This is a genomic window from Polyangium spumosum, assembly GCF_009649845.1.
GTDB lineage: Bacteria > Myxococcota_A > Polyangia > Polyangiales > Polyangiaceae > Polyangium > Polyangium spumosum.
The window spans coordinates 104,811-130,911 of the sequence record NZ_WJIE01000017.1 but is presented as its reverse complement, the minus strand read 5'-3'; the positions used below and the strand labels follow the sequence as shown (position 1 = coordinate 130,911).

Below are 26,101 nucleotides of genomic sequence, written 5' to 3'. Positions count from 1 at the left end.
ACAGCGCGACCGTTCTGAAGGATACGAGACAAAAGTAGAAGAGAGTCCAGAGGAGGAGGCCCCGTGGCAAGCTGGCGAGACGAGCTCATCGAGGCAGCGAAGACCAAGGCGGAGCGCGACGCGGAGGAGCAGGAACGGCATCGGAAGCGGGTGCAAGAGGCGCTCCACACGGCCGAAACTGCGCTCTCGCTGGGCGCCGAGGCGCTGCGCTTCACCCGCGATCGGCTACGCGACAAGGGGCAACCGCCGACGCTCGCGGAGCAGGCGGACGACTACAAGCTCACGCTCGGCGATTTCAGCCTGCGCGTGGAGCTCGCCCGGGACGCGGCCGTCGTGCGCGTGACCTTCGGCGACGGCAAGCCGCGCGAGTTCGACTTCGCCAAGGACCGGCACATCGCGCCCGCCGACGTGGAGGAGTACATCGGCCGCCGCGCCGTCGAGCTCGTACGAACGGCCCAGAAGACATCACCCTGGTGATCACGCGGGCGAGTTCGTGGTAGAGGCGTGGCTGTGAAGCCGACCCTCTCGCGCCTGCGCGGGCGCCTCGCGATCTCCGCGTCGATCCTCGCCCTGCTCGTCGCTTGCGGCCCCGCCGCCGAGCCCGTCACTCCGCCGCCGCCCGTCCCGCCGGAGCTCTCCGCTTCTCCGGCGCCGATCCAGGAGAACCCGATCGAGACGGGGGATCCGCAGCGGATCGCAGCGGACGTCAAGCAACTCGCGTCGGACGAGTTCGCGGGTCGAGGCACGGGCGACGCGGGGTCGAAGCTCGCGGCCGAGCACGTGGAGAAGCGCTTCCGCGAGCTCGGGCTCGAGCCGTTCGGAGACGCGGAAGGAAACACGAGGAGCTTCAAGCAGAAGTTCTCCGCGCGCGTCGGCGCGAAGGTGGAAGCGCCTTCGCTCGCGCTCGCGAAGAAGGGGCAGAAGGCCTCGAAGTCACCCGCGCCGGCCGACATGATCACGGCCGAGGGCGCGCAGACGGGCGAGGCGAAGGGCGAGGTCGTGTTCGTGGGGCACGGCGTGACGGCGCTCGCGGCGTCGTGGGACGACTACGCCGGCAAGGACATCGAAGGGAAGGTGGCGCTGATCCTCGACGGCGCGCCGAAGCCCGCGTCGGGCGGCAAGAACGCCGAGGCGCTGCGCGACTTCAAGAGCGTGCGCTACAAGCTGCGCACGGCGCGCGAGCACAAGGCCGTCGCGGCGATCGTGGTGACGGACGGCGAGGAGCTGCCCGCGGCGCCGGAGAACGCGAGCGGGATGGGCATCCCGGCCGTGGTGATCAAGCGGAGCGCGGCGAAGGCGTTGTTCCCGGCGATCAAGTGGGACGACGCGGCGGTGAGCGCGCCGAAGGCCGCGACGAAGCCGAAGGCGCTCGCCGGCGCGGAGGTGACGGTGGCGACGCGGATCGAGCCGACACACGCGGACGCGTGGAACGTGGTGGCGCGTCTGCCGGCCCGCGCAGGATCGAAGACGGCCGAGGAGTACGTGGTGATCGGCGCGCACTACGATCACCTGGGCAAGGGCGGCACGTCGCACTCGCGCGCGCCGGGCTCGCGCGAGATCCACCACGGCGCGGACGACAACGCCTCGGGGACGGCGCTCCTGCTCGACGTGGCGCGGCGCTTCTCGAAGCTCACCGAGCGGTCTTCGCGCAGCATCGTGTTCATCGCGTTCGGGGCCGAGGAGCTCGGCACGCTCGGCTCGCGGCACTGGGTGGAGCACCCGCCCGTGCCGATGGGCGCGGTGACGGCGATGATCAACGCGGACATGGTCGGTCGGATGCGTGATCGGACGCTGGTCGTCGACGGTACGGGGACGGCGGCGGCGTGGCCGGAGCTCGTCAAGGCGGCGAACGCGGGGCTCGAGCTCTCGCTGAAGCTCGGCGCGGAGGGCTTCGGCGCGAGTGATCACGCCGCGTTCACGGCGGCGCGTGTGCCCGTGGCGTTCCTGTTCACGGGCGTGCACGACGACTACCACAAGCCGAGCGACACGGCGGACAAGGTCGACGTGGGCGGCATCGACCTCACCGCGACGCTCGCCGCGCGGCTGACGAAGGCCCTGGCGGATCGGCCGGAGCGGCTCGTGTTCGTCGAGGCGAAGGCGGAGAAGGATCCGCACAAGGCCGGCGCGGGCGCGCGTGGTTTCCGCGTCGCGCTCGGCTCGATCCCGGACTATGCGTGGCAGGGCAAGGGCGTGAAGCTCACGGGCGTGCGTCCGGACGCGCCGGCGGCGCGCGCGGGCATGCGAGCGGGCGACATCATCGTGAAGCTCGACAAGCACGAGATCACGAACGTGCACGACTACGTCTTCGCGCTCGGCGATCTCGAGCCGGGGCGCGAGATCACGGTCGAGGTCGAGCGCGACGGCAAGCGCGTGGCGTTGAAGCTCATCCCCGCCCCGGGCCGATGAGCGAGCGAATCGAGAGCCCGTCGAGGCTGGGCCTCGGCCTCGTGTTTTGCGCCCTGCTCGCCGGCTCTGCGACGGCGCCGGCCTGCTCGAACCAGTCGACGCCTCCCGGGCCCGACGCGGCGCCATCCGACGCGGCCGCCGAAGCTGCCGAGGCGGCGGCGGAGTTCGACGCGGCGATGGCGGACGCGGCTGCGGATGCGGCTGCGGATGCGGATGCCGACGCTGTCGCGGACGCGGCTGCGGCGTTGCCTGGGACGAGCGAGGGTTGTCCGGGGGACATGCTGCTCGTGGCCGGCGAGTATTGCCCGCTCGTGCAGCAGAAGTGCCTCGAGTTCCACGAGGAGTACGAGAAGGACCAGGCGCGGAAGAAAAAAGAGGGGGCCGGCGCGAGCACGGTGAGTGATCGCTGTCTGCGGTACGAGGAGCCCTCGGTGTGCCTTTCGAAGAAGCGCACGCCGATGCGGTTCTGCATGGACCGATATGAATGGCCGAACCAGAAGGGCGAGGTCCCGGCGCTCCTGGTCTCGTGGGGCGACGCGCAGAAGCTCTGCGAGGCGAAGGGAAAGCGGCTCTGCACGGAGGCCGAGTTCAATTTCGCCTGCGAGGGCGAGGCGATGCTCCCGTACACGTACGGCTACGTGCGTGACCCGGCGGTGTGCAACATCGACAAACCTTATCGCAAGCGTGAAAAGTCGCTCGTCAAGTACGAGCGATGCATGAAGCGCCCGGCGTGCAAGGCGGAGCTCGAGCGGCTCGACCAGCGCTTGCCGGCGGGCTCGATGCCGCGCTGCGTGTCGCCGTTCGGGGTCTACGATCTGAACGGCAACATCAACGAATGGGTGGTGCGGCCGAAGCAGAAATACCCGAACCGGAGCGGCCTGAAGGGCGGCTGGTGGGGCCCGGTGCGAAACCGGTGCCGGCCGACGGTGGGGTTCCACAAGGAAGACGATTACGGCTACGAGGAGGGGTTCCGCTGCTGCAAGGAGGCGGAGGGGACGTGAGGCGGGGGGAGCGGGCTTCAGTGCCCGTTCGTCGCGGCGAGCCAGGTGGCGAGGTCCTCGGGGGATAGGTCGAGGACGACGTCGCCGAGCCGCTCGGCGCCTTGCTGGTGGAGCCGCTCGGCCAGCGTGGCACGTTCGTGCGGCGTGAGGGGGCGGCGGAGGCGGCGTTCGAACAGATGGGCGAGCGGGGCGAGGCCCTGCTGGAGGCCTTGCTCGAGGCCTTGCTCGCGTCCTTCCTCGCGTCCCTTCTGCCGTCCCTCTTCCAACCCTTCCCTGAATATCCAGTTGTTCATGACCAGCTCCCTGGGCAACAAAGTTCTTATCACACTTCGGAGTCCTCGGCCTCGCTGATCGGCTTCCGCGAGGACCGCCATCGCCACGCCGAGCTCCTCGAACGCCTCGGACGATACACGAGCCCGGAGCTCGTCCACGACCCGGCGAATGTGGGGCTCGTCCGCATCCGCCGCGAGCGGCGTGAAGATGAGCCAGAACGGTCCGCGCGCCGCGAGCTCGGCGACGGTCCGCTGATACACCGGCTCGATACGAAAATGCACCCCGGAGAATGGTGTGTCCGGGGGCGAGAGGCGGTACGAGCCATGCGTCGGCCAGGGCTCGGCCCGACCCCCCAGGAGCACGACCACGCTCTCGATGGGCGGCACGAGCTGCGAGCCCGCTCGTTTCTCGGCCGCCACCGCGAGCGCCATCAGCGTTTGGTACTCGTAGCTCCGGAACGGCATGTTGGCCGGCATGTCGCCCTGCCATTCGAGGTGGATCAACCTTCGTTCGCCCTTCACCTGCACGTCGAGCGTGCGGTCGAGCTCGCGATGGCGCGAGGCGACCTGCGTCTCGAGCACGGTCGCCGAAAGCGGGCCCTCCACGCCGAGCAAGCCGCGGGCCATCCTCGGGAAACCGGTGCGAGACGTGGCGGAGGATCAGGTCGACGCTGTCTTGTTCTTCCACGGAATCGGTCATCGAACCTCCTTCCAGGAGCGGCGACGCGATGCATACGTTTGTCGCGGGGGCGCAGTCAAGAAAAACGTTTGTCAAAAAAGCACCACCGACATGTCGAATTCGTGAAATGAAAGGCCACGTCGACACACGCGCCCCGTCGTCCGAGGGCCGTAGCCGAGCTTCGCCGGCCCGTGACCGGTCGAGGCTTCGCCGTTTTGTAGCACGATGGCGACAAGTCGTGCCACGATGCAGACCTGTCCGGGCCTTGACGCCCGTGGAAGGACCATCGTTCATGACCATTCGATCACTTCGTGGAGCCGTGATCGGCTCGTTCGCCCTTGCTTTGTCTCTCGCAGGTTGTGGAGGTGGTGACGAGCCGCCGGCGTCCACGCCGCCGGTCGCCGAGGAGCCCAACAAGGGCGTTCCGTATCTCGGCGTCGACGGGGCGTATACGAGCGACCCCCTGGCCGTGGAATGCGCGAACGACCCCCGGAACCCGGGGCGCGTCGTCTTCGACAAGCAGGAGCGCATGTCGTTTTACCAGGACGCCGAGGGCACGATGCCCCTCGCCGAGGGGTGCACCTACGAATACAAGGGATTCGAGCCGGATCCCCATTACTTCCCGGAGTCCCCGTCGTCCGTGTGGCTCGTGTTCGAGCGATCCGCGGGGGACGCCGCGTGCGACGCGTTCACGCACGTCATCCTCCGGCCTCCTCACGGCGACGGCGCGGTCAAGCACATGCATATGCGGTACGGCGACGGCTCGACCACGGCGAAGGCCCTCCTCGACATGAGCGTCGGCGATCACGAAGACAGCGACGATTGCAACCCGTGGTGGAGCGTCTACTGCACCGCCGGGGCCGAGGGGTGCGATCTGTAACTCCCGTTGCTTCGCCGGTCCGTGACCGAGCTTCGCCGGTCCGTGAAGAAGCTCCGCCGGTAACTTAGCTTCCTTCCCTGGCGCCTGGCCGACCTTCGCGGCTCGGTCTCCGAGCTTCGCCGCGCCCTGGCCGACCTTCGCGCCGACGTCCCCGACCTTCGCCGCCGCCTGCCGAGGCTTCGCCGTTCGCCTCCCAACCTTCGCGCGCACGTCGCCCTTGCACGTCCGGCTCGCCCGGTTGTAAGGTCGCCTCGTTGACTGCCACCCCAGACGTAGGAGGTTCTCCGTGTCCATTGATTACGAGCGCTTCGCGCGTGTCGTCGCCCGCTCCATCGAAATTGCCCATGAGCCCGACGCCAACCCCGTCGTCGTCGCGGTCTTCAACGAGACGCTCGCCGAACCCGCGACCGCGTACCTCGCCACCGAGCAAGCCGTCGCGAATGCGATGACGGCGTTTGCCAAGGAGAACCGGGAGGCGCTCGATGCGCTCGCCAGCCTGGATGGTCCTTATCGCGTCGCCCGCTCCGCGCTGCTCGCCGTCCTGCCGGACACGAAGCTGCCCGATACCCTGAAATCGCAGCCGACCGACACGGACCAGCTCAAGGCGATCGAGAGGCTCGTCGATCTCATCGACGATCACGTGGGCAAAGCGTGGGCGGACGCGCTCCTCGATGGCGAGTTCGGCCAGAAGGCGCCCAAGGCCGTCAAGGAGATCACGGAGTCCATTGTCGCGAACAAGGCGCTCTCGAAGGCGCAGACAGCACGCGCCCAGGCCTACGGGCCCACGTACGAGAAGTACCTCGCCTTCAAGCGGGTCGTCCGGAACGCGTATGGGCCAGGGTCGAAGCAGTACCGGAGGATCCACCTCCGGGCTTCGCCGGGGACGGCCGAGAAGGAGGCGGGGGAGGCGTAGACGGAAGCACACCCCCGCCTCTCGAACGTGTTTTCCGCCGCCCTCGTCTCCGCTACGCTGCGGGTATGGGCCGAGGACATCGCGGGGTTCTGGGGTTGCTCTTCGTCGCGGCCTGCGGCGGGAGCCAGGCGGACGGTTCACCCCCGACGGTCGAGGGCGGCAACGCGTACGGGCCCGCGCCAGGACAAGCGCCCGTCGCAGGGCAGCAGGCGACGTACGGCACCACGCCCGTAGGCCAGCCCGCGGGCGCGCAGGTCGCCCCGCAGACGCCTCCGCCGAGCCCGCTCTCGCCCCTCTGCACCGAGGCCACCGCGATCGTGTGCGGCGGCCATCGCTGCAATGCGCAGGTCGGAAGGTGCGCGATGCCTTGCGGCTCGGCGCAGGATTGTAATCCGGGGTTCTCGTGCCTGGGGGCGGGCGGGCCGACGGCGATCTGCGTGCCGGGCGGGCCTTGAAAGAGGATCAGGCCGCGCCGGGCTGAATGCCCTGCACCGCGAGCATCTTCTCGCGCTCTTTTTGCTTGTCGAGGCCCTCGTACTTCGCCTCGAGCTTCTCCACGTCGAGCTTCACGATCCGGCCCCAGAGCATGAACGTCGGGCCGAGGACCGAGCCGTAACATTCGGACTTCACGCGATCGTCGTAATAGGGATACGCGGCGTGGTGGAAGCTCTTCAGGTTGTAGAACGGGATCCCCGGGTACTTGTGGTGCTCGTTGTGGTACGTGACGTTGTTCCACAAGAAATTGAGGAAATGGCTCCTCGTCCCGTACGTGCGTGAGCTGTAGGCGTCGTCGTCGGTCGCCGGCATCTCGAAATGCTCGATCATCGACGTCACGCTGGCCAGGATCGCCCCGAAGACGAAGGGGAGCAGGAAGCAGAAGACCCAGACCTGGAACGGCATCTTCCAGGCGGCCAGGCCCACGAGCGAGAAGTAGCCGAGCGTCTCCAGGTGCGTCCTCACCTGCTGCGCCAGCGTCAGGCGCTTCATGTAGAACTTCATCATCTGCCCGAGGAAATACATCGGGTAGGCGAACGTGTAGACGCAGAAGAGGAAGAGCTTCGCCAGCGTGGGGTTTTTCGTGTAATCGGTGACCACGACGTTGTCGACGTCGGGGTACGTGTTCGTGATCTTGTGATGGTGCAGGTGGTAGTTCGCGTAGAGCGTCACCGGGAAGCCCGAGGGCGACCAGCACAGGAGCGCGAGCAGGTACGAGACCGTCTTCGAGCGCGAGAGGTTGCCGTGCACGGCGTCGTGCCCCGCCGCCCCGAGCCCGCGGATCAGGTTCGCGATCGTGAACGAGACGGCGACGCCGATCGGCATCGCGAAGGGGTGATGTTGCGTCGCGTAGAGGACCCACGTCAGGCCCGCCCAGAGGCCGTAATGCAGCGGGATCTTGAGCAAGTAAATTGGCTTGCGCTCGTAGGCCGCGCGCAAGATCTCCCGGGGTACCGCATCCATGCCCTGTCCGGCCATCGCTCGCTCCACGTAAGAATCGTCGGGGGCGGAAGGTGGCAAAGATCCGGACGGATGACAAGCGCGGACGCTGCTAAGCCTGCGTCATGACGACGCGTATCGAGACCGACACGTTCGGAAGCATCGAGGTCGAGGCCTCCCGCTACTGGGGCGCCCAGACCGAACGCTCGCTGCATCACTTCGCGATCGGCGCCGAGCGCTTCCCGCGCCCGCTCCTCCGCGCCCTCGGCCTCGTCAAGAAGGCCGCCGCGCTCACGAACGCCGCGCTCGGGCTGCTCGGGCGCGAGGAGGCGGCGCGGATCGTCGCCGCCGCCGAGGAGGTGATCGAGGGGAAGCTCGACGCGCACTTCCCGCTCTCGATCTGGCAAACCGGCAGCGGCACCCAGACGAACATGAACACGAACGAGGTGATCGCGAACCGCGCCATCGAGGCGAGCGGCGGCGTCATGGGCTCGAAGAAGCCCATCCACCCGAACGATCACGTCAACCTCGGCCAGAGCTCGAACGACGTCTTCCCGACCGCGATGCACGTGGCGATCGCCTCCGAAATTTCGGCCACGCTCCTGCCGAAGCTCGCCACGTTGCGCGAGACGCTGGCACGAAGAGCCGAGGCGTGCGCGGAGGTCGTGAAGATCGGCCGGACGCACCTGCAAGACGCGACGCCGCTGACGCTGGGGCAGGAGATCTCGGGCTGGGTCGCGCAGCTCGATCAAGCAAAGGGGATGATCGAGCGGGCGCTGCCGCCGCTCTACGAACTCGCGCTCGGCGGGACCGCCGTCGGCACGGGGCTGAACACGCACCCGGATTTTTCAGCACGCGCGGTGGCGACGATCGCGCAGCTCGCGGGGCTGCCGTTCGTGCCCGCGCCGAACAAGTTCCAGGCGCTCGCCGGGCACGAGGCCGTCGTGTTCGCCCACGGCGCGCTGAAGACGCTCGCCGCGAGCTTGACGAAGATCGCCAACGACGTGCGGTGGCTGTCGAGCGGGCCACGCGCAGGGCTCGGCGAGATCACGATCCCCGAGAACGAGCCCGGCAGCTCGATCATGCCGGGCAAGGTGAACCCGACGCAGAGCGAGGCCGTGATCATGGTCGCGGCGATGGTACAAGGCAACGACGTCGCCGTGGGGATCGCCGGCGCGGGCGGGAACTTCGAGCTGAACGTGATGAAGCCGCTGCTGCTCCACGCGACGCTCCAGTCGATCCGGCTGCTCGGCGACGTGATGGCCTCGTTCGAGGAGCATTGCGCCCGCGGGATCGAGCCGAACCACACGAGGATCGCCGAGAACCTCACGAAGAGCCTCATGCTCGTGACCGCGCTCGCGCCGCGGCTCGGCTACGACGCGGCGGCGCGTATCGCGAAGAAGGCGCACGCCGAGGGGACGACGTTACGCGAGGCGACGCTCGGGCTCGGGCTGCTCACGGGGGAGGAGTTCGACACGATCGTGCGGCCAGAGCTCATGATCGGGCCGAACAAATCGATCTAGCCACGGCGAGCGGGCTCTGGGACGATGCAGCCATGCGCACGCTCTGCATCGACATCGGAGGGACGGGCATCAAGGGAATGGTCCTCGACGCCGAGGGAAACGCGCTCACCGAGCGCGCCCGCGTCCGCACGCCCCAGCCGGCCGATCCCGAGGCGGTGCTCGGGGCGATCACCAAGGTCGTCGGGGGCCTCGGCGAATTCGATCGGGTATCCATCGGTTTTCCCGGGGTGGTGACCGAAGGGGCGACCCGCACGGCGCCGAACCTGCACGAGGCCTGGGCCGGTTATCCGCTCGCGCAGGAGGCCGAGGGGCGCATGGGGCGGCCGGTCCGGGTGATCAACGACGCGGGGCTGCAAGGGTTCGGGGTCATCGAGGGCCGCGGGACCGAGATCCTGATCACGCTGGGCACGGGGATGGGCTTCGCGCTGTACGTGGACGGGTTTTACGTGCCGAACATCGAGCTCGCGCATCACCCGTTCCGCCGGCGCAAGACGTACGAGGAGCGGGTCTGCAACGAGGCGCGGAAGAGGCTCGGCAAGCGCCGATGGAACGAGCGCGTCCGGGAGACGGTCGCCCAGATCGCGCCCATCTTCAACCATCACAAGCTCTACCTCGGCGGCGGCAACGCGCGGCACGTGGAGGCCGAGGGGCTGCCGAGCGACGTGGTCCTCGTCGACAACGTGGCGTGTATGCGCGGCGGCGTGCGGCTCTGGTCGGCCTGACGAGCCGACCGCCAAAAAAATACCGGGCACGCGTGGCCAGGGGGACCACCACGCGCGCCCGGCGGCGGGAAACTCTGGGCGGCCCGACAGGGGCCGCTACGGGATCATCCAGGGCAGCTCGAGCTGGAAGCCCACGAGCACGCCCTGCATGCCGCGCGACTCGGCGACCACCGTCGTGGCGGTCTCGATGGGGATCAACTGGGCCCGCGCAGGCCCGACGTAAATGGTGGGCTGCTCCGGGCTCTGGGGGATGAACGTGCGCGTGTCCGCGCCCCAGAACTGCGAGGGGACGGTCTGCGGCACGGCGGGCGTGATGGCGCGCGGGGCGCCATAACGGGTGAGGTCGGCGAATGCCTCGAATGCCTCGGACAAATCCGAGAGGACCCGGCGGTACCCATCCCCGAACGGCGTGGCCGGCGTGATGGCCTGGCCAGGCTGCCAGGGCACGGCCGCGGGCGTGGTCAGCGGGGCCAGGGGCGCCTGCGCCCAGGCCGACGCTGGCGCGCCGAGCGCGACCGCCAGCGCGACGACGCCCAGCATTTTCGTGGAAGCTCCCATCGCACGCTCCTCCATGGACGCACGCCGAGCGCGCGCCGGTGACCGTGGGGGGCGGACATCCGCCCCCGAATCCAATGGCAAACACGAATATAGCGAGTGCCAGCGACATTGAAAAGAGGATCTGCTCACGCTGGCCTCATTTTCCAGCGCGCGGTTGCGTACCGAACCGCTCGCCATAGGAGGGGCCCGACCTCCTTACGGCCGCTCCCCAGGCGGCTGCTTGTGTCGCTCCGACGTGACACGCGGCGGCATGACGCGGGGGGCGCGCTCGGCTGGACCACGGGGAGCCGCCGAGCGAGCGATGGACAGGCGTGGGCTCGTCTGGCAAGCTCGCGCGCCCATGGCAGCCGGACCTTTTCCTACACGCAGGACCTTGTACCCCGAAATCGAGCCCTATCGCACAGGGCGCCTGCGCGTCTCCGACGTGCACGAGCTTTCTTTCGAGGAGTCCGGCAATCCCCACGGAAAACCCGTGGTCTTCCTGCACGGCGGGCCCGGCGGAGGCAGCGACGGGAAGCAGCGGCGCTTCTTCGATCCCGCCCATTATCGTATCGTCCTCTTCGATCAGCGCGGCTGCGGCAAGAGCACGCCCCACGCCTCGCTCGTGGACAACACCACCTGGCACCTCGTCTCGGACATCGAGCGGCTGCGCGAGCACCTCGGGATCGAGCGGTGGCAGGTCTTTGGCGGCTCGTGGGGCTCGACGCTCGCGCTCGCGTACGCCGAGAAGCACCCGGACCGCGTCAGCGAGCTCGTGCTCCGGGGCATTTTCCTCCTGCGCAAGTGGGAGATCGACTGGTTTTACCAGGAGGGCACGAGCGCGGTGTTCCCCGACGCCTGGGAGGTTTACCTCGCCGCGATCCCCGAGGCGGAGCGGGGCGACCTCGTGCGAGCCTATTACCGGCGCCTCACGAGCGACGATCCGGCCGTGCGGCAAGCCGCGGCGCGCGCGTGGAGCGTGTGGGAGGGCAGCACGAGTTTTCTCCTGCAGAACCAGGACTACATCACGCGCTGCGCGGGCGACACGTTCGCCGACGCGTTCGCCCGCATCGAGTGCCATTACTTCGTGAACGGCGGGTTCTTCGAGCACGACGGCCAGCTCCTCACGGACGTGGGCAAGATCCGCCACATCCCCACGGTCATCGTGCAGGGGCGCTACGACGTGGTTTGCCCCGCGAAGAGCGCCTGGGACCTGCACCGCGCCTTCCCCGAGGCAAACCTGCGGATCGTGCCCGACGCGGGGCACTCGGCCTTCGAGCCGGGTATGATCCACGAGCTCATCACGGCGACGGACGCGTTTCGCAGCAAGAAGTGAGCGTGGCCGGCGATTGACGGAGCTCCGCGGGCCTGGTTGGATGGTAGGGACATGACGCGAAAGCCCCCCCGGAGAGCGCTGGCCATGACGGTCGAGACGCTGCACGAGGCTTTGGCGTCGAACGAGGACGTGCTGCTCGTGTCGGGGCACGTCTACGGCGTGTTCGACGGGGGGCGGAGCGCGACGATCGCCAGCGAGGTGTTCGGGGAGCGGACGCTCGCGTCGCTGCTGGAGCTCTGCCAGGAGGCGAACCGGCGCATCGGCGAGGCGCGGGCCGAGGGCGGGGCGCTCGCGGGCAGCGCAGCGGCCGTGGTGCGCGTGGCGAAGGACTCGTTCGAGTGGGTGATGGTCGGCAAGAGCCAGGTCGTGGTGGTCCGCGCGGACGGCTCGTTCGAGCGCCTCGCGCCGGAGGACGAGCACGTGCTCTCCGGCGAGCCGTCCGCCGAGGCGCACGTGCGCGCCGGAGAGCGCAAGCTCGCGGGCGTGCGGCACCTTTTGTTGTTCACGGACGGCCTGCTCTCGCCGGGCGGGGCGGAGGCGGTGGAGGGCCTCGTGAGCCGCTTCCTCGGCGGAGGCCTCACGGAGGCGCGTCAGGGCGCGGAGGGGGCGGACGTCGCCGCGGTGGCGATCTCGTTTTTGCCGCCAAACCCGGCGGTGCGGAAGCGTATCTCGAAAGTGCCGCGGCGGGTCGTCGCCGGAGGCCCGAAGCGGAGCTCGGGCGTGCCTTCGCGCAGGCGGCGGAGCCGGTTTCCGTGACGTCATTCAGCGGCACCGGGTCCAGCGCAATCGGTAGGTTTGTCGGACCACGCCGTCCACGCTGTCGACGGTGAGCAGGCCGCTCCTGCCGCGGGCGCGTTTGTCGTCGATCTGCGTCTCCGTCTTGATGTGCAGGTTCCGCCGCCCGGTGCAGGGGACGGGGCGGCTTGGCGTGACGACGTCGCGTTTTTCGTAGTTCTCGTCCATCTCGCCCTGGAAGAAGAGCTCGAAGGCGCGCTCCTCCCGGGACAAACCGGGGAACGAATAGGTCGAGCGGATGACGCCGCTGAGGCCCGCCTCGAGGAAGGCGTACCCGCGCACGTCGCCGCCCTCGATCGAGAAGGACCAGCCAGGCGGGAAATCGAAGAGGATGTTGAGGTTGCAGCGGGTCCTTCCGTTCCCGCGATTCACGCCGGGGCCGACCTCGGCGTAGAGGTGGGCGAAGAGGACCGTGAAGGCCTCGTGGTCCTGCGAGGCGAGCCAGGCGACGGATCCGTCGGGGCAGCCGGGGCCCGAATATTTGAGGTCCCGGATCGAGAAGGTCTCCGGCGCCTCGGCCCGCGCTTCGATGGAGAAGGTGGCGATCGTGGCGAAGAAGGTGAGGAAAGAGAGCGCGACGTGCCTCATGGTCGTGTCCTCCCGGGGGGACCATGCGGCGGCCGTGTCTGCCCGGCAAGCGGGCCCAGAGATGGGATGGAAGGCGCGGAGGCCCTGGAAAAAGGCCTCCGCGATCGATTACTTGAGCAGGCTCGCGAGCGTCTCGCCCATGTGGGCGGGCGTCTGCGCGACCTTGACGCCGGCGTCCTCGAGCGCCTCGATCTTCGCGGCCGCCGTGCCCTTGCCGCCGGAGATGATCGCGCCCGCATGGCCCATGCGCTTGCCCGGAGGCGCGGCGCGGCCCGCGATGAGCGCCGCGACGGGCTTCTTCATGTTCGCCTTGATCCACGCCGCGGCGCGCTCCTCCGCGCCGCCGCCGATCTCGCCGATCATGATCACGCCGTGCGTGTCCGGATCCTGGTTGAAGAGCTCGAGGACGTCGACGAAGTCCATCCCCGCGACGGGATCGCCGCCGATCCCGACGCACGACGACTGGCCAATGCCGAGCGCCGTGAGCTGACCGACGGCCTCGTACGTCAGCGTGCCCGAGCGGGAGAGCACGCCGATATGGCCCGGCTTGTGGATGTGCCCGGGCATGATGCCGATCTTGCACTGGCCGGGGGTGATCACGCCGGGGCAGTTCGGCCCGACGAGCCGCGTCGCCTTGCCTTCGAGGTAGCGCCGGACCTTCACCATATCGAGCACCGGGACACCCTCGGTGATGCAAATGACGAGGCGGCAGCCGGCGTCCGCGGCCTCGACGATCGCGTCGGCCGCGCCCGCGGGCGGGACGAAGATACAGGAGACGTCCGCGCCCTCGTTCTTCACGGCTTCCTCGACCGTGTTGAACATCGGGACCTTGTCCTCGAAGCGCTGGCCGCCGCGGCCGGGCGTCACGCCGGCGACGACCTTCGTGCCGTACGCGATGCAGGCGCGGGCGTGCTGCGAGCCGTACTCCCCGGTGATGCCCTGGATGACGACCCGCGTGTCCTTGTTGACGAGAATGCTCATCGCAACTGGTTCCTTCTGGTGACGAAAATCATCCCCGGCATCAGGCCGCGGCGCCCTGCTTCACCGCGGCGACGATCTTTTGCGCTCCGTCGGCCATGGACGAGGCGCTCTGGATGGTCAGGCCGCTCTCGTCGAGGATCTTGCGGCCCGCCTCGACGTTCGTGCCCTCGAGCCGCACCACGAGCGGCACCTTCAGGCCGAGCTCCTTCGTCGCGGCGACGACACCGGCCGCGACCACGTCGCAGCGCATGATGCCGCCGAAGATGTTGACGAAGATGCCCTTCACCTTCTCGGAGCGCAGGATCATCTGGAACGCCTTCTTCACCTGCTCCTGCGTGGCGCCGCCGCCGACGTCGAGGAAGTTCGCGGGCTGGCCGCCGTAGTGCAGGATGATGTCCATCGTGCCCATCGCGAGGCCCGCGCCGTTCACGAGGCAGCCGATGTCGCCGTCGAGCGAGACGTACGAGATGCCCACCTTCTTCGCCTCGGCCTCGACCGGATCCTCCTCGTCCGGGTCGCGCAGATCCGCCCACTCGGGGTGGCGGATCTCGGCGTTGTCGTCGAAGTTGATCTTGCCGTCGAGCGCGACGATGTCGCCCTTCTTCGTGACGACGAGCGGGTTGATCTCGACGAGCGTGCAGTCCTCGGCGAGGAAGCAGCGGTAGAGGCTGTCCATCAGCTTGAGGAACTGCCGCATCTGCTCCTTCGCCCCGAGCCCGAGCGCGAACGCGAGCTTGCGGGCCTGGTAGGGGGCGAGGCCGATCACCGGGTCGACGTGCAGGGTGTGGATCTTCTCGGGCGTGTCGTGGGCGACCTGCTCGATGTCCATGCCGCCCTCGCTCGACGCCATCACGGCGATGCGGCGGCGATCGCGGTCGAGCGTGAACGCGAGGTAGATCTCGCGCTCGATGTCGAGGCCCTGCTCGATGTAGAGCCTGCGGACCTTCTGCCCCTCGGGGCCCGTCTGCACCGTGACGAGCTGCATGCCGAGGATCTTCTCGGCGAGCGCGCGCGCCTCGGGGACGCCACCCTTGGCGACCTTCACGCCGCCGCCCTTGCCGCGGCCTCCGGCGTGGATCTGGGCCTTCACGACGACGACCGGGATCCCGGTCGCCTCGATCAGGCGCTTCGCAGCGGCCTCCGCCTCCGCCACGGAGAAGGCAGGCTCACCCTTCGGCACGGGGATCCCGTAGCGTGCGAAGATTTGCTTGGCTTGATACTCGTGGATTTTCATGAGAGGGCGGGCAAGGTATCACACGCATGAGTCCAGCATGGGATCGAAATTGAGCAGGTTGATCGCCGCTGCCGTGATGGCCCTCACGGCAGCGAGCTGCGGCGGTCCGACGGAGGTGCCGGCGCACGCGACGGCCGTGCCGAGCCAGACGGCGAGCGCCCCTCGGGCGGAGCTCGTCCCCGCGGCGAAAACCGAGGCGAGCGCGAGCGCGGTCGCGACGCCCGCGCCGGCGAGCGAGCCCGAAACGAAGTCGCCTTGCCCCGAGGACATGGTCTACGTCGACACGACGTATTGCCCCGACGTCGAGCTCGAGTGCCTGAAGCGAGAGCACAACAAGCCGAACAAGATCGTCATCTGCCACGAGTTCGCCGAGAAGGCGCAGGCGTGCAAGACCAAGCTCCGGCGGCAGCGATACTGCATCGACAGATACGAGTACCCGAACAAAGAGGGCGCGCACCCGCCGGTCATGGTCGACTGGTACGACTCGCTGGCCATGTGCCAGGAGCAAGGAAAGCGCCTCTGCTGGGAGAGCGAGTGGGTCGCGGCCTGCGAAGGGCCAAACAAGACGCCGTTCCCTCACGGATACAAGCGCGACCCGAAAGCTTGCAACATCGACAACCCCTGGCTGCAGCCCGTCCTCAAGAACATCTATTCACGCGAGGCCTGGATCCAGGATCAAGAGCTCTTCCGGCTCGACCAGAGCGTGTCGAGCGGCGAGATGCCCGGCTGCGTGAGCGGCTTCGGCGTCCACGACCAAACCGGAAACGTGGACGAGTGGGTCAACGCGGAGAAGAAATACGAAAAGTCGAAATGGGCAGGGCTGAAAGGCGGCGCCTGGGGGCACGTGCGCAACGCCTGCCGGCCGATGACCGTGAGCCACGAGCCCGAGTTCACGTATTACTTCGTCTCCTTCCGCTGCTGCGCCGACGCCGAACCCGACCCCGAAGCCGACGCCGACCCGACCCTCTGGCGCCCGCCGCCCCAGCCCACCCCCAAAAAACACGGGCCCCTCTCGAAGGGATGGACGCCGAAGACCCGCGCGCCGCACCAGCCCTCCCCGCCCAAGAACTGAGGTTTGCCCCGGAGCCGAGCACGATCACGCGCCGCATCGGCTCTTCCATCGGCGCGCCGAACCGCCGTATCGTTCCGGCCGAACGTCGCCCCCCAGCGGAGGCTGCCCCCGCATGGCTCCCGAGTTTCCCGGCTGCACCATCTTCGCAACCCTCGCCGAGGACGCCCGCTTCGCCCTCCATCGCGGCCACCTCGAGGACGGCACGCCCGTGCTCGTCGAGACGGCGCGCGCCCGCGCCCGCGGCGAGGAGCGCGCCCGGATCCGAAGGGCCCACGCCATCGCCAAGGACCTCGGCGAGACCATCGTCCCGCGCACGCTCGGCCTCGTGGAGCATGGCGACGTCTTCGCCCTGCTGCGCGCCGATCCCGGCGGCGTCACGCTCGCCGAGCTGCTCGCGTCGCGGAGGTTGCGGATCGAGAGCGCGCTGGAGATCTCGATCGCGCTCGGACGCGCGCTCGCCACGATCGGGGCGCACGGCATCGTCCACCGCGACATCGCCCCGAAGAACGTGCTCTTCCGCGAGGAAGACGGCGCCCTCTTCCTCCTGCACTTCACCTCGGCCGCGCGTGTCGGCGAGGAGTCGCTACGCGCGCCGAACCCGCAGGCGCCCGAGGGCACGCTCGCGTACATGCCGCCCGAGCAGACGGGCCGCACGAACCGCCCGGTGGACCATCGCGCCGACCTCTACGGGCTCGGCGCCGTGTTCTACGAGATGCTGACGGGCTCGCCGCCCTTCACCACGCAGGACCCGGTCACGCTCGTGCACGCGCACCTCGCGCGGACGCCGAAGCCGCCGCACGAGCTCGAGCCGAACGTGCCGCCGGCCGTGTCGCGTATCGTGTTGAAGCTGCTCGCGAAGGGCGCCGACGACCGGTACCAGAGCGCGCGTGGGCTCGTGGCCGACCTCGAGACGTGCCTCCTGCGCCTGCGCAAATCGGGCCGCATCGATCCGTTCCCGCTCGGCGGGCAGGACCGGCCGACGATGCTGGCGACGGCGGTGCGGCTCTACGGTCGCGACGCGGAGCGCGAGGCGCTCGCCTCGGCCATCGAACGAGCGCGACGCGGAGGGCGCGAGCTCTTCGTGATCCAGGGCGCCGCCGGCATGGGCAAGACCGCGCTCGTGCTCGACGCGGCCACGCGGCTCGGGCCCGACGAGGCCTACATCGTCACGGGCAAGTTCGATGCGATCGGGCAGGGCCTGCCGTTCTCGGGCTTCGGCCACGCGCTCGGCGAGCTCGTGCGCGCGGCGCTCACGGAGAGCGAGTCCGAGCTCGCCCGGATCCGCAGCGAGATCGACGTGGCGCTCGGGCCGAACGCGGAGCTCGTCACGCGCGTGGTGCCCGAGGTCGGGCTGCTCTTCGGGCCCACCGAGGCCGCGCCGGACCTCGGCCCGATCGAGTCGCAGAACCGGTTCGCGCTCGTCGTGCAGCGCTTCTTGTCGGTGTTCACGCGGCGCCGGCCGGTGCTCCTGTTCCTCGACGATCTCCAGTGGGCCGACCCCGCGTCGCTCAAGCTCTTGCGGGACCTGCTCGCCGATCCGCAGTCGAGTTACCTGCTCGTGCTCGCGGCGTTCCGCGGGCGCGAGGACGGCGACGGCTTCCGCGCCGCCGGGCGCGTGATCGACGAGGTCGAGTGGCAAGGCGTGCCGGTCTCGAAGGTGGAGCTCCGGCCGCTGCGCCCCTCGGACGTGCGCGCGCTCGTCGCGGGGCTGCTCGGCTGCGACCTCGCGGACGTGGAGTCGCTCGGCGTCTTGCTCTGGAGCAAGACGAGCGGCAACCCGCTGTTCATCCGGCAACTGCTCGGCACGCTCGTCCGCGAGGGGCTCGTCGAGGTCGACCCGGCGACGGGCGTCGTGGTCGCGGACGAGGCGCGGATCGAGGAGACGGTCACCGACGACATCGTCACGCTGCTGCTCGACAAGATCGGCGACCTCTCGCCGCCCGCGCGGCGGACGCTCGTGCTCGCGTCGGTCTTCGGGCACGAGTTCCAGATCGACGCGCTCGCGGCGCTCGCCGGTCGCGCCGAGGCCGACGTGCGCAGCGACCTCGCCTCGGCGCTGAGCGAAGGCCTCGTCCTGCCCGTGCGCGTGCGGCCCCCGGGCGCGCGCAAGTCGAGCCCTCCGAAGCCGGTCGCGCCGCGCGCGTTCCGGTTCTCGCACGACAGGGTGCAACAAGCGGCCTACTCGCTCCTGCGCCCGGACGAGGTGCCCGAGCTGCACCTCGCGATCGGGCGGCGGCTGCGCGACGAGATCGGCGCGGAGGGCGAGGGCCTCTTCGAGCTGCTCTTGCACATGAGCAAGGGCGCCTCGGCGCTGACCGATCCGGTCGAGCGGCTGGAGGTCGCGCGGCTCGCGCTCGACGGCGGGCAACAAGCGAAGGGCGCGGCCGCGTACGAGGCCGCGATCGGTTACCTCGCGACGGGCATGGAGCTCGTCGGCGAGCGCGGCTGGGAGGAGCAGCCGTTCCTCACGTTCGCGCTCGCGCGGGACCGCGCGGCGTGCGCCTACCTGACGGGCCAGTTCCACGAGGCGGAGCAGCTCTTCGCGCTGCTGCTCTCGCACGCGGACTCGGTGGTCGACCGGGCGAGCGTGCACGACCTGCTCGTGGTCCTCTACGTGACGCAGGGCCGCTTCGCGGACGCGGTGCGTGTCGGCCGCGAGGCGCTCGCGCTTCTCGGCGAGACGTTGCCCGACGAGGCCGACCTCGATGCGGAGCTCGCGCGCGAGCAGGCCGAGCTCGCGGCGGAGCTCGAGCCGCGCTCGGTCGAGTCGATCACCTCGGCCGCGCCGCTCGAAGATGCGCGCCGGCGCGCGGTGCTCCGGACGCTGATGCACCTCGTGGCGGCGGCCTACGGCACCTCGCCTTCGCTCCTGTTTTACGTGTGCGCGCGGATGGTGCGCGCGACGCTCGCGTGGGGCCCGACGGAGCTCTCCGCGTACGGGTTCTCGGCGTACGGCATGAGCCTGGTCGCGGCGCGAAGGTACGAAGAGGCCTACCGGATGGGCGAGATCGCGCTGCGCCTGCACGATCGCCTGCCGAGCCCGAACATCGCCTGCCGGGTCTACCTGAACCAGGGCGCGACGCTGCAGCCGTTCCGCCGCCCGCTCTCGTCGTGCCTGCCGTACCTCGAGCGCGCGCAACGCGAGGGGCTCGCGACGGGGGACTTCTCGTTCCTGTCGTACGCGTGTTTCTCGACCACGATGGTGCGGCTCGGGATCGGCGAGGACCTCGCGGTCGTCGAGCAGGAGGCCGAGGGTTTCCTCACGCTGATGCAGAAGACGCGGGACGCGACGTCGGAGGCGTACCTGCGGATCATGTACCAGCTCATCCGTTGCCTGCGTGGCCGGACGCGTGGGCGGATCTCGCTCTCGGATCGCGAGTTCGAAGAGGCCTCGTACGTCGCCTCGCTGGTCGAGAAGAGGTTGCCCTTCATCGCGTGCCGCTACCACGCCGCGCGCCTCGAGCTCGGCTTGCTCTTCCACGACCTCGAGCTCGCGGAGAAGGCCGCCGCCGAGGCCGAGGCGCTGCTGCCCACGGTCATCGCGCAGTACTACGCGGCGGAGATCGTCTTCCACGGCGCGCTCGTCGCGGCGGCGCGGCTCGGCGCGGGCAGCGCCGAGGAGCAGGCGCGTCGCCGGGCCGATCTCGACCGGCGCGAGGCCGAGCTCGTGGCCCTCGCGCGGAGCTGCCCGGAGACCTACCAGCACCGGCTCGACCTCGTCCGCGCCGAGCGCGCGCGCGCCGAGGGGCGGGACGCCGCGGCGATCGACCTCTTCGAGGCGGCGATCGCGGGCGCGACGGAGCACGGCTTCATCAAGGACGAGGCGCTCGCGAGCGAGCGCGCCGCCGAGCATCACGTCGCGCGGGGCCGCAAGCGCCTCGCGCGCGCCTACGTGGTCGAAGCGCGCAAGGCCTACCAGCGCTGGGGCGCGCGCGCGAAGGTGGAGAACATCGCGGCGCGGTACGAGGACCTCTGGGAGAACGAGTCGCCGCCGTGGGACCTGCCGGCGAACTCGAGCCCCGGCGATCGTTCGTTCGCGACGCTCGACACGGCGACGGTGATCCGCGCGGCGCAGGCGATCGCCGGAGAGATCCTGCTCGAGCGCGTGCTCTTGCGTGTCGTGCGCGCGGTGATCGAGAGCGCGGGCGCGGACCGGGGCATGTTGCTCATCGAGCGGGGGGGTCGTCTCTGGGTCGAGGCGACGATGGTGGTGGAGCCCGAGCGCGTCACGGCGGGCCCGAGCGTGCTGGCGGAGGAGACGGACGAGCTGCCTCTGACGGTGGTGGAGTACGTGCGGCGCACGCGCGAGCCGCTCCTGCTCGGCGACGCGCGTTCGGATCGGCGCTTCGTGAAGGACCGTTACATGGTGGCCCGCGCGCCGCGCTCGATCCTGTGCACGCCGATGCTGCACAAGGGCCGGCTCGTGGGGATCATCTACCTGGAGCACGCGCTCGCGACCGAGGCGTTCGTGCCGGCGCGCCTGACGCTCGTGGACTTCCTGGCCTCGCAAGCGGGCGCCGCGGTGGAGAGCGCGCTGCTCTACACGGAGGTGCAGCGGGTGACGGAGGAGCTGCTCCGCACGAACGAGAACCTCGAGGAGGAGGTCGCGCGGCGGACGCGAGAGGCGAACGAGACCGCGGAGCAGCTACGCCTCGAGCTCGAGCAGCGGATGATCACCGAGCTCGAGCGCGAGTCGCTCCAGGCGCACATCATCGAGGTGCAACGCGAGCGCCTGGCGGAGCTGTCGACGCCGATCATCCCGATCACGGACGACGTGGTGGTGATGCCGCTCATCGGGACGATGGACCGAGCGCGCGCGGACGAGGTGATGGGCGCGGCGCTGCGGGGCGCGTCGGGGCGAGGGGCGCGGGCGGTGATCCTCGACGTGACGGGCGTGAAGGGCGGGGACGTGTACATCGCGGAGGCGCTCGTGCGAACGGCGTCGGCGCTGAAGCTGCTCGGGGCGCAGGCGATCCTGACGGGGATGCGCGCAGACGTGGCGCGGTCGCTCGTGGGCAGCTCGGCGGAGCTTCAGGGGATCGTGACGAAGGGGAGCTTGCAGGCGGGGATCGCGTTTGCGATGGGGCTGCGCGGCAAGCGTTAGCGAGGCGTGATCGTCTGGGTCGTTCGTCATCTTCCCTGCGGGGATGACCTGCCTCATTGGCGGAGCGCGCTACACTCCCCGCGTCGGCGGGGGGTGTCGAATTCACAATCGACGGCCGTGCACACCCGTTCGAGACGACATTTGTATTGGGTGGGAGGGCGGAATGTCTCTGACGATGGGAATCGTGTGCGTTTTGATTTTCGGCCTCGGGGCCGCGCTTCTTTTCGTGGTGGCCCGATCCCAGCGGTTGTCGGAGGATCTCCTCGAGCGAGACCGGCAGCTCGAGCGATTGCAAGCCGAACAGAAAGCCCTCTCGAACAACCTCCTCGTGGTCGTGGACGAGGACAAGAAGAAAGACGGCTGGCTCGAGCACCTGGAGCAGAAGGTCGGGTGGCTGGAGGCGGAGCTCGCCAAGCGGCCGAGGATCACGCGCAAGACGTACAAGATCTTGACGCTCGGGCTGAAGGCGACGGGCAAGACTTCGCTCACGTTGAAATGGTCGAATCCCCTCGTCGACCTCGGGGTGCTCGAGGGGACGAAGATCGAGCGTTACGAGCGGACCGTGAGCCACGTGCTCGACAATGACATCATGACCCATCACGTCTTCGAGGTAGGCGACTGGGGCGGCGAGCACATCGTCGACGCGCTCCACGAGCTCATGGTGGACGAGATTCACGGGCTCCTGATCGTGGCGGACCTCGCGGGCAAGGACGGAAAGCGGGTCGATCCGGCGCGGGTCGAGGAGCAGCTCCGCGAGTTCCAGCCGCAGACCCTCAAGTATTTCTTCGGCCGCAAGACGCTGGCCTCGTGCAAGGCGGTCGTGCTCTTCATCAACAAGAGCGATGTGTTGCCCGGGACGCCTGCGGAGGTGGAGGAGCAGGCGAAGAAGCTCTATGCGCCGCTGATCGAGAACCTCCAGCGGTACTCCTCGGAGCTCGACATTCGTGTCTTCGTGGGGTCGGCGAGCTATGGTCACAGCACGCACCTCCTGTTTTCGCATTTCGTCGAGCGAATTCTCCCGAAGAGCGCCTACGACAGCGAGCTCTTGCAGCGCTTGAACACGGCTGCGGCGGTGGAGGCGGAGGAGAAGACCGCGCCTCTGCCGGCCTCGCGGGGGAAGGCGCGCGCTGCTTGAGCTCTGGTGGGTGAATCGAATGGACAACCGAAGCGACCGGGGCACCGGTTACGTGGTGCCGACGTACGAGGCGCCGAAGGGCGCGGCTTTTCATCACTTCCTGCACGGGAACGTGCCTGGGCACGAGATCGACTTCATCTACCGGCCGACCATGGCGGACGGGCCGCTGTCCCGCCAGCATTTCGGCCACCTGTCGCGGCTGCTCATGTTCATCGAGCCGCGCGGCGTCGGGGGCTCGGCGTTCGCGATCGGGAACCTCTCGCGGGACGACTCGCACCACGAGCCCGGGCACGGCGGGCTCGCGTTCATCGTGAGCCTGCGCATTCGAGGCGCCCGCGACCACGCCGGGAGGCTGGCTCCTTCGTTCTCGCACGCGATTGCGATGGTGGACCGCGATTTCGACGCGAATGCGATCCTCGACGCGTCCCTCGCGTTCGAGCGGCGGGTCTTCTCGGGCACGCGCCCGAACGCCGAGGACGGCGGGTTTTACCATGCGTATGCGCGTTGCGTGTCCGAAGCCGAGCGAGCGCGCGGTCTCCTCGAGGGATACACGAACGACTTCACGGACCTGCCGATCCCGGGACCGAGCAAGACGGGCCTCCGGTATTCTGCGGCGGGCGTCACGCAGCCGCGCCGCGTGGTGGTCCTGCACGCGGATGGCGCGTCGTTCGAGGACCTCGCGCGGGCCGCGTCGCGGATCGCTGCCATTTTGTATCGCTCGGACGTCAAGTGGACGGCGGTCTCGGATGGCCGCGAGTCCGACCTGCCGGGCGGATTGACGGTGCGGCTGATGCCGGCGAGCGAGGCGGGTGTACCCGAGGAGGGAATCGCGGTGCATCGCCTGGAGGAGCTACCGGAAGCGGAGGAGGAGCTGGCGCTGCGGCTCTTCGGCGCGCGTCCGACGCAGAAGTACGGCATGCCTGGCGCGCGGCCGGAGTGGAGGCGAGGCGCGGAGCTTTCGGGGGCGCGTGTGGAGGAGAAGGCGCGCGGCGGAGGGGCGGCGCCGGACCGGGAGGACGCGGAGGCGACGGTGCGGAGGGCGCCGCGGCGTCGGGGGTGGGTGGCATTTCTCGGGATTGCGCTGGTCGCGGCGGCAGGCATCGGCGCGGCCGTGCTGCAAGGCCAGCCGGAGCCCGAGGTGGAGGCGCCGCCGGCCCTGTCGACGCCTGCGCCGGTGCGGGTGACGGAGGAGGAGGCGACGGAGGCCGACGAGGTGCCGGGGCCTGAGGCGAAGAAGAAGGCGCCGGGCCATGCGCACACGGCGAAGACGTCGGCGCCGAGGCCGGCGGGAGCTACGGGCGTGCGGCCTGGCGCGGGTACGACGTGGAAGGGGAGCAAGCCGGCGCCGACGAAGACGCCGGCGCCGACGGGGAAGAAGCCGTGCAAGCCGGGGGTGTTGGGGGATTGTCCGGAGTGAGGGGAGGGGCCGGTGTAGAACTGATCGGCCCTGCTTACATTACTGACAAGTATACTCTGCTTTGCACCCTGCCGCGTTGCAGGGCTTGCAAGATTTGTTAGCAACTGAGCACTGTTGGCTATTTCTATGGGGGTCGCACGGGTGATCCGGCGAAGCTAGGCATACCTTGGCTTCACACGCGTCGGTACCAAGGCAGTCATTGTGTACGCCGCACTCTTTTTGTTCGTTGCTTGTGCACGTGCCGAGCTGGTAGTCGCATTTTGTGCAGTCGCCGTCCGTCGTGCACGGTATGTTAGGGTTCAGGCCGCACGCCCCACGGCAGACGGTTCCCAGGCACGTGTCCCCCTCATCGCAAGCTTCACCATTGTCGAGTAAGCACGCTCCGCTGTCATTGCATGACCTAGGACCATTGCATGTGTCAGTGTCTTTTGTCCACTTGACAAGCAAGCAGTTCCCTTGGCTCCCTGGCAGGTTGCAGGCCTCGCACGTGCCCGTGCAGGCGTTGTTGCAGCAGACCCCGTCCGCGCAATGGTTGCTTTGGCACTGCGCTGGCTCCGTACATGGGGAGCCGTCGGCTCGCATGCACATGTTCGTTTGGGTGTTGCATTGGCCGCCGCCACATTGGGCATCGCTCGTGCACTCGACGCACTTGCCCGCATGGCAGAAGCCCGACATCTCACTGAGCGGGCACGTTGTTCCCGCGTCGAGATCCACTAGTTGTTCCTTGACTCCCCCATCTCCATCGTCAACGCACTCGAATCGTTGGCACGGCCCGGCGTCACTTTCCACCACCGTCCCAGCGTCGAGCGGCACGAACATCGTCCCCCCATCGACGCAAAAATCCTTCGTGCACGGATTCCCATCGTCCGCTTCGCACTTCCACTCGAGGGGTGCCAGGTCTTCCTGTTCTCGAATCGTCGTACATCCGACCCCGTAGACACCAACCGCGCCGACGGGCAACCCCGCGACCAGCAGAACCCCGATCGTCGTCCGATTCATCATAAGCCCCCGGTCAGAAAGAACCCACAACCCCGATCCCACGCACCCCGTCGCCGAGGACGGGCAGGACCGTCATGCTCGAGCGCTTCTGCTCGGCATTCGGCAATAGCAACAGCGTGATCGTCGCCGCAGCAGCAACACCTCCCACGATGAAACCGGCCGTCGCCCAGCGGACGGCTTCGGCATGGCGAGCGCTGAGGCTATCGTAGGAGTCACACATCTCCTGCCTCACGCCCGCGCACACCTCGACGGTCCTCGGATCGCCCGCCTCCAGCGGCGTCTCCCACAGCTCCTTTCGTGCTTCCTCCTCCGCCTTCTTGGCCGTGGCATTGGCCTCACTCGCCAGCCCGTTCGCGTGCAGCACCATCCCGGCCCCCAGCCCGAACCCCGCAGCCGACACCACGGCGCTCCCTGCAATCGCCCACGGCTTCCAGTTCGTCGGTCGCTCCGCCGGCTTCGTAGCGCCTCCCGCCCCGTGGCTTTCGACCGGACCGACCCCGGCGACCTCCCGCCCGATTCGCATCTCCCGCGGCGCATCCCCCGGCCGGACGTCGACCGTCTCCGTGGCGAACCGAACCCCCGGCTTCCGCGCCGTCACCCTCCGCGGCCCCGGCTCGACGAGCACCTCCATCAAGGGCCCTCGCCCCACGACGACGCCGTCCACGAGCACCTCCACCCCCGGCTCGTCCACGCGAACCCGGAGCGCCCCGAGCTTCGAGCGTGCCTCGAGCAAGAGCTTCGCGATGAGCATGCGATCCTCGTCGCTCGCGTCGATGGCCTCGCGCAGGAACGACGAGAGGTGCGCGACGGCGGCGCGAGGTTTGCCCACCTTGAGCTCCGCCAGGCCGAGGTTCGCGACGTACCTCGGCTCCTTGCTGAGCAGATACGCCCGCGTGAACTCCGCATACGCCTCGTCCCAGTGACCGGCTCCCCTCGCCACGAGCCCGGCATTGAAGTGTTTTCGTGCCGCGTCCGCCGGCCCGGACGCCATCCCCGCGCTGCTGACCAGGAGCGCCGACACCGCAGCCGCGAGCGCGGCCGAACGCAAGGGCGCCTTCGACATCGTTGTCATG

21 protein-coding genes are annotated in these 26,101 nt (G+C 69.0%); 14 read left to right on the top strand and 7 right to left on the bottom strand.

From position 1 onward, the window contains the following. Positions 1–63: 63 nt before the first annotated feature. The 3 genes from GF068_RS36840 to GF068_RS36830 are packed head-to-tail and all read left to right on the top strand — an operon-like array spanning position 64 to position 3,407. A complete protein-coding gene (locus GF068_RS36840; RefSeq protein WP_206079630.1) occupies positions 64–477 on the top strand; it encodes a hypothetical protein in 414 nt (137 codons plus the stop codon). A 33-nt stretch (positions 478–510) separates the two neighbouring features. Next, positions 511–2,406 (top strand): M20/M25/M40 family metallo-hydrolase, encoded by a 1,896-nt coding sequence (locus tag GF068_RS36835; protein ID WP_338046727.1) that lies wholly within the window; start codon positions 511–513, stop codon positions 2,404–2,406. Continuing rightward, positions 2,403–3,407 carry a formylglycine-generating enzyme family protein gene (locus GF068_RS36830; RefSeq protein ID WP_153824232.1) on the top strand — a complete coding sequence of 335 codons (1,005 nt, stop codon included), beginning with the start codon at positions 2,403–2,405 and terminating at the stop codon, positions 3,405–3,407. The genes GF068_RS36835 and GF068_RS36830 overlap by 4 nt, the downstream gene beginning before the upstream one ends. A gap of 17 nt (positions 3,408–3,424) precedes the next feature. On the opposite strand, the gene GF068_RS36825 is transcribed toward GF068_RS36830, so the two are convergent. Beyond that, a complete protein-coding gene (locus tag GF068_RS36825; RefSeq protein ID WP_153824231.1) occupies positions 3,425–4,306 on the bottom strand; it encodes an RpnC/YadD family protein in 882 nt (293 codons plus the stop codon). A 344-nt stretch (positions 4,307–4,650) separates the two neighbouring features. Here GF068_RS36825 and GF068_RS36820 point away from each other — a divergent pair, with 344 nt between their 5' ends. From GF068_RS36820 to GF068_RS36810, 3 genes are all read left to right on the top strand, one after another. Further along, positions 4,651–5,238 carry a hypothetical protein gene (locus GF068_RS36820; RefSeq protein ID WP_153824230.1) on the top strand — a complete coding sequence of 196 codons (588 nt, stop codon included), beginning with the start codon at positions 4,651–4,653 and terminating at the stop codon, positions 5,236–5,238. 286 nt (positions 5,239–5,524) lie between these two features. Next, positions 5,525–6,151 carry a hypothetical protein gene (locus tag GF068_RS36815; protein ID WP_153824229.1) on the top strand — a complete coding sequence of 209 codons (627 nt, stop codon included), beginning with the start codon at positions 5,525–5,527 and terminating at the stop codon, positions 6,149–6,151. A gap of 65 nt (positions 6,152–6,216) precedes the next feature. Next, positions 6,217–6,606, top strand: a complete 390-nt coding sequence (locus GF068_RS36810; RefSeq protein WP_153824228.1) for a hypothetical protein — start codon at positions 6,217–6,219, stop codon at positions 6,604–6,606. A gap of 7 nt (positions 6,607–6,613) precedes the next feature. Here GF068_RS36810 and GF068_RS36805 read toward each other — a convergent pair whose 3' ends face one another. Then, the gene (locus tag GF068_RS36805; RefSeq protein WP_240807955.1) at positions 6,614–7,609 is read right to left on the bottom strand and encodes a fatty acid desaturase family protein; all 996 of its coding nucleotides are present in this window, start codon (positions 7,607–7,609) and stop codon (positions 6,614–6,616) included. Positions 7,610–7,710: 101 nt separating this feature from the next. Here GF068_RS36805 and fumC point away from each other — a divergent pair, with 101 nt between their 5' ends. Then, entirely contained in the window at positions 7,711–9,108 is a 1,398-nt protein-coding gene (gene fumC / locus GF068_RS36800; RefSeq protein WP_153824226.1) for a class II fumarate hydratase, read from the top strand. A gap of 32 nt (positions 9,109–9,140) precedes the next feature. Beyond that, complete coding sequence (locus tag GF068_RS36795; RefSeq protein ID WP_153824225.1) at positions 9,141–9,830, top strand: ROK family protein; 690 nt, start codon at positions 9,141–9,143, stop codon at positions 9,828–9,830. 96 nt (positions 9,831–9,926) lie between these two features. Here GF068_RS36795 and GF068_RS36790 read toward each other — a convergent pair whose 3' ends face one another. Next, positions 9,927–10,388 carry a hypothetical protein gene (locus GF068_RS36790; protein ID WP_153824224.1) on the bottom strand — a complete coding sequence of 154 codons (462 nt, stop codon included), beginning with the start codon at positions 10,386–10,388 and terminating at the stop codon, positions 9,927–9,929. A gap of 340 nt (positions 10,389–10,728) precedes the next feature. Between GF068_RS36790 and pip the strand changes: the two genes are divergently transcribed. Both pip and GF068_RS36780 read left to right on the top strand, forming a co-directional pair. Then, complete coding sequence (pip, locus tag GF068_RS36785) at positions 10,729–11,703, top strand: prolyl aminopeptidase (protein ID WP_153824223.1); 975 nt, start codon at positions 10,729–10,731, stop codon at positions 11,701–11,703. Positions 11,704–11,754: 51 nt separating this feature from the next. Further along, a complete protein-coding gene (locus GF068_RS36780) occupies positions 11,755–12,459 on the top strand; it encodes a protein phosphatase 2C domain-containing protein (RefSeq protein ID WP_153824222.1) in 705 nt (234 codons plus the stop codon). Between the two features lie 6 nt (positions 12,460–12,465). Here GF068_RS36780 and GF068_RS36775 read toward each other — a convergent pair whose 3' ends face one another. The 3 genes from GF068_RS36775 to sucC all read right to left on the bottom strand — a co-directional run bounded on the left by GF068_RS36775 (position 12,466) and on the right by sucC (position 15,301). Beyond that, positions 12,466–13,086 (bottom strand): DUF4360 domain-containing protein, encoded by a 621-nt coding sequence (locus GF068_RS36775; protein WP_153824221.1) that lies wholly within the window; start codon positions 13,084–13,086, stop codon positions 12,466–12,468. Between the two features lie 108 nt (positions 13,087–13,194). Next, positions 13,195–14,067 carry a succinate--CoA ligase subunit alpha gene (sucD, locus tag GF068_RS36770; RefSeq protein WP_153824220.1) on the bottom strand — a complete coding sequence of 291 codons (873 nt, stop codon included), beginning with the start codon at positions 14,065–14,067 and terminating at the stop codon, positions 13,195–13,197. A gap of 40 nt (positions 14,068–14,107) precedes the next feature. Continuing rightward, positions 14,108–15,301: an ADP-forming succinate--CoA ligase subunit beta gene (sucC, locus tag GF068_RS36765; RefSeq protein ID WP_153824219.1), complete on the bottom strand. Its 1,194-nt coding sequence runs from the start codon at positions 15,299–15,301 to the stop codon at positions 14,108–14,110. A 37-nt stretch (positions 15,302–15,338) separates the two neighbouring features. On the opposite strand from sucC, the gene GF068_RS36760 reads away from it, so the two are divergent. The 4 genes from GF068_RS36760 to GF068_RS36745 all read left to right on the top strand — a co-directional run bounded on the left by GF068_RS36760 (position 15,339) and on the right by GF068_RS36745 (position 24,029). Next, positions 15,339–16,373, top strand: a complete 1,035-nt coding sequence (locus GF068_RS36760; protein ID WP_170319889.1) for a formylglycine-generating enzyme family protein — start codon at positions 15,339–15,341, stop codon at positions 16,371–16,373. 112 nt (positions 16,374–16,485) lie between these two features. Next, the gene (locus GF068_RS36755) at positions 16,486–21,477 is read left to right on the top strand and encodes an AAA family ATPase (protein WP_153824217.1); all 4,992 of its coding nucleotides are present in this window, start codon (positions 16,486–16,488) and stop codon (positions 21,475–21,477) included. 175 nt (positions 21,478–21,652) lie between these two features. After that, on the top strand, positions 21,653–22,612 hold the full coding sequence (locus GF068_RS36750) for a P-loop NTPase family protein (RefSeq protein WP_240807971.1): 960 nt from the start codon (positions 21,653–21,655) through the stop codon (positions 22,610–22,612). 19 nt (positions 22,613–22,631) lie between these two features. Next, a complete protein-coding gene (locus GF068_RS36745) occupies positions 22,632–24,029 on the top strand; it encodes a hypothetical protein (protein WP_153824216.1) in 1,398 nt (465 codons plus the stop codon). A gap of 1,012 nt (positions 24,030–25,041) precedes the next feature. Here the strand turns inward: GF068_RS36745 and GF068_RS36740 are convergent. After that, positions 25,042–26,100, bottom strand: a complete 1,059-nt coding sequence (locus GF068_RS36740; protein WP_170319888.1) for a PEGA domain-containing protein — start codon at positions 26,098–26,100, stop codon at positions 25,042–25,044. Position 26,101: the final 1 nt, after the last annotated feature.

What these genes read in the sequence shown, in the direction of transcription:
- GF068_RS36750 (WP_240807971.1), top strand. Translation starts at nt 21,653, where the DNA reads ATGGGAATCGTGTGCGTTTTGATTTTCGGCCTCGGGGCCGCGCTTCTT.
- sucD (WP_153824220.1), bottom strand. Translation starts at nt 14,067, where the DNA reads ATGAGCATTCTCGTCAACAAGGACACGCGGGTCGTCATCCAGGGCATC.
- GF068_RS36830 (WP_153824232.1), top strand. Translation starts at nt 2,403, where the DNA reads ATGAGCGAGCGAATCGAGAGCCCGTCGAGGCTGGGCCTCGGCCTCGTG.
- pip (WP_153824223.1), top strand. Translation starts at nt 10,729, where the DNA reads ATGGCAGCCGGACCTTTTCCTACACGCAGGACCTTGTACCCCGAAATC.
- GF068_RS36790 (WP_153824224.1), bottom strand. Translation starts at nt 10,388, where the DNA reads ATGGGAGCTTCCACGAAAATGCTGGGCGTCGTCGCGCTGGCGGTCGCG.
- GF068_RS36745 (WP_153824216.1), top strand. Translation starts at nt 22,632, where the DNA reads ATGGACAACCGAAGCGACCGGGGCACCGGTTACGTGGTGCCGACGTAC.
- fumC (WP_153824226.1), top strand. Translation starts at nt 7,711, where the DNA reads ATGACGACGCGTATCGAGACCGACACGTTCGGAAGCATCGAGGTCGAG.
- GF068_RS36775 (WP_153824221.1), bottom strand. Translation starts at nt 13,086, where the DNA reads ATGAGGCACGTCGCGCTCTCTTTCCTCACCTTCTTCGCCACGATCGCC.
- GF068_RS36760 (WP_170319889.1), top strand. Translation starts at nt 15,339, where the DNA reads ATGGGATCGAAATTGAGCAGGTTGATCGCCGCTGCCGTGATGGCCCTC.
- GF068_RS36780 (WP_153824222.1), top strand. Translation starts at nt 11,755, where the DNA reads ATGACGCGAAAGCCCCCCCGGAGAGCGCTGGCCATGACGGTCGAGACG.
- GF068_RS36810 (WP_153824228.1), top strand. Translation starts at nt 6,217, where the DNA reads ATGGGCCGAGGACATCGCGGGGTTCTGGGGTTGCTCTTCGTCGCGGCC.
- GF068_RS36820 (WP_153824230.1), top strand. Translation starts at nt 4,651, where the DNA reads ATGACCATTCGATCACTTCGTGGAGCCGTGATCGGCTCGTTCGCCCTT.
- sucC (WP_153824219.1), bottom strand. Translation starts at nt 15,301, where the DNA reads ATGAAAATCCACGAGTATCAAGCCAAGCAAATCTTCGCACGCTACGGG.
- GF068_RS36805 (WP_240807955.1), bottom strand. Translation starts at nt 7,609, where the DNA reads ATGGATGCGGTACCCCGGGAGATCTTGCGCGCGGCCTACGAGCGCAAG.
- GF068_RS36795 (WP_153824225.1), top strand. Translation starts at nt 9,141, where the DNA reads ATGCGCACGCTCTGCATCGACATCGGAGGGACGGGCATCAAGGGAATG.
- GF068_RS36740 (WP_170319888.1), bottom strand. Translation starts at nt 26,100, where the DNA reads ATGACAACGATGTCGAAGGCGCCCTTGCGTTCGGCCGCGCTCGCGGCT.
- GF068_RS36825 (WP_153824231.1), bottom strand. Translation starts at nt 4,306, where the DNA reads ATGGCCCGCGGCTTGCTCGGCGTGGAGGGCCCGCTTTCGGCGACCGTG.
- GF068_RS36755 (WP_153824217.1), top strand. Translation starts at nt 16,486, where the DNA reads ATGGCTCCCGAGTTTCCCGGCTGCACCATCTTCGCAACCCTCGCCGAG.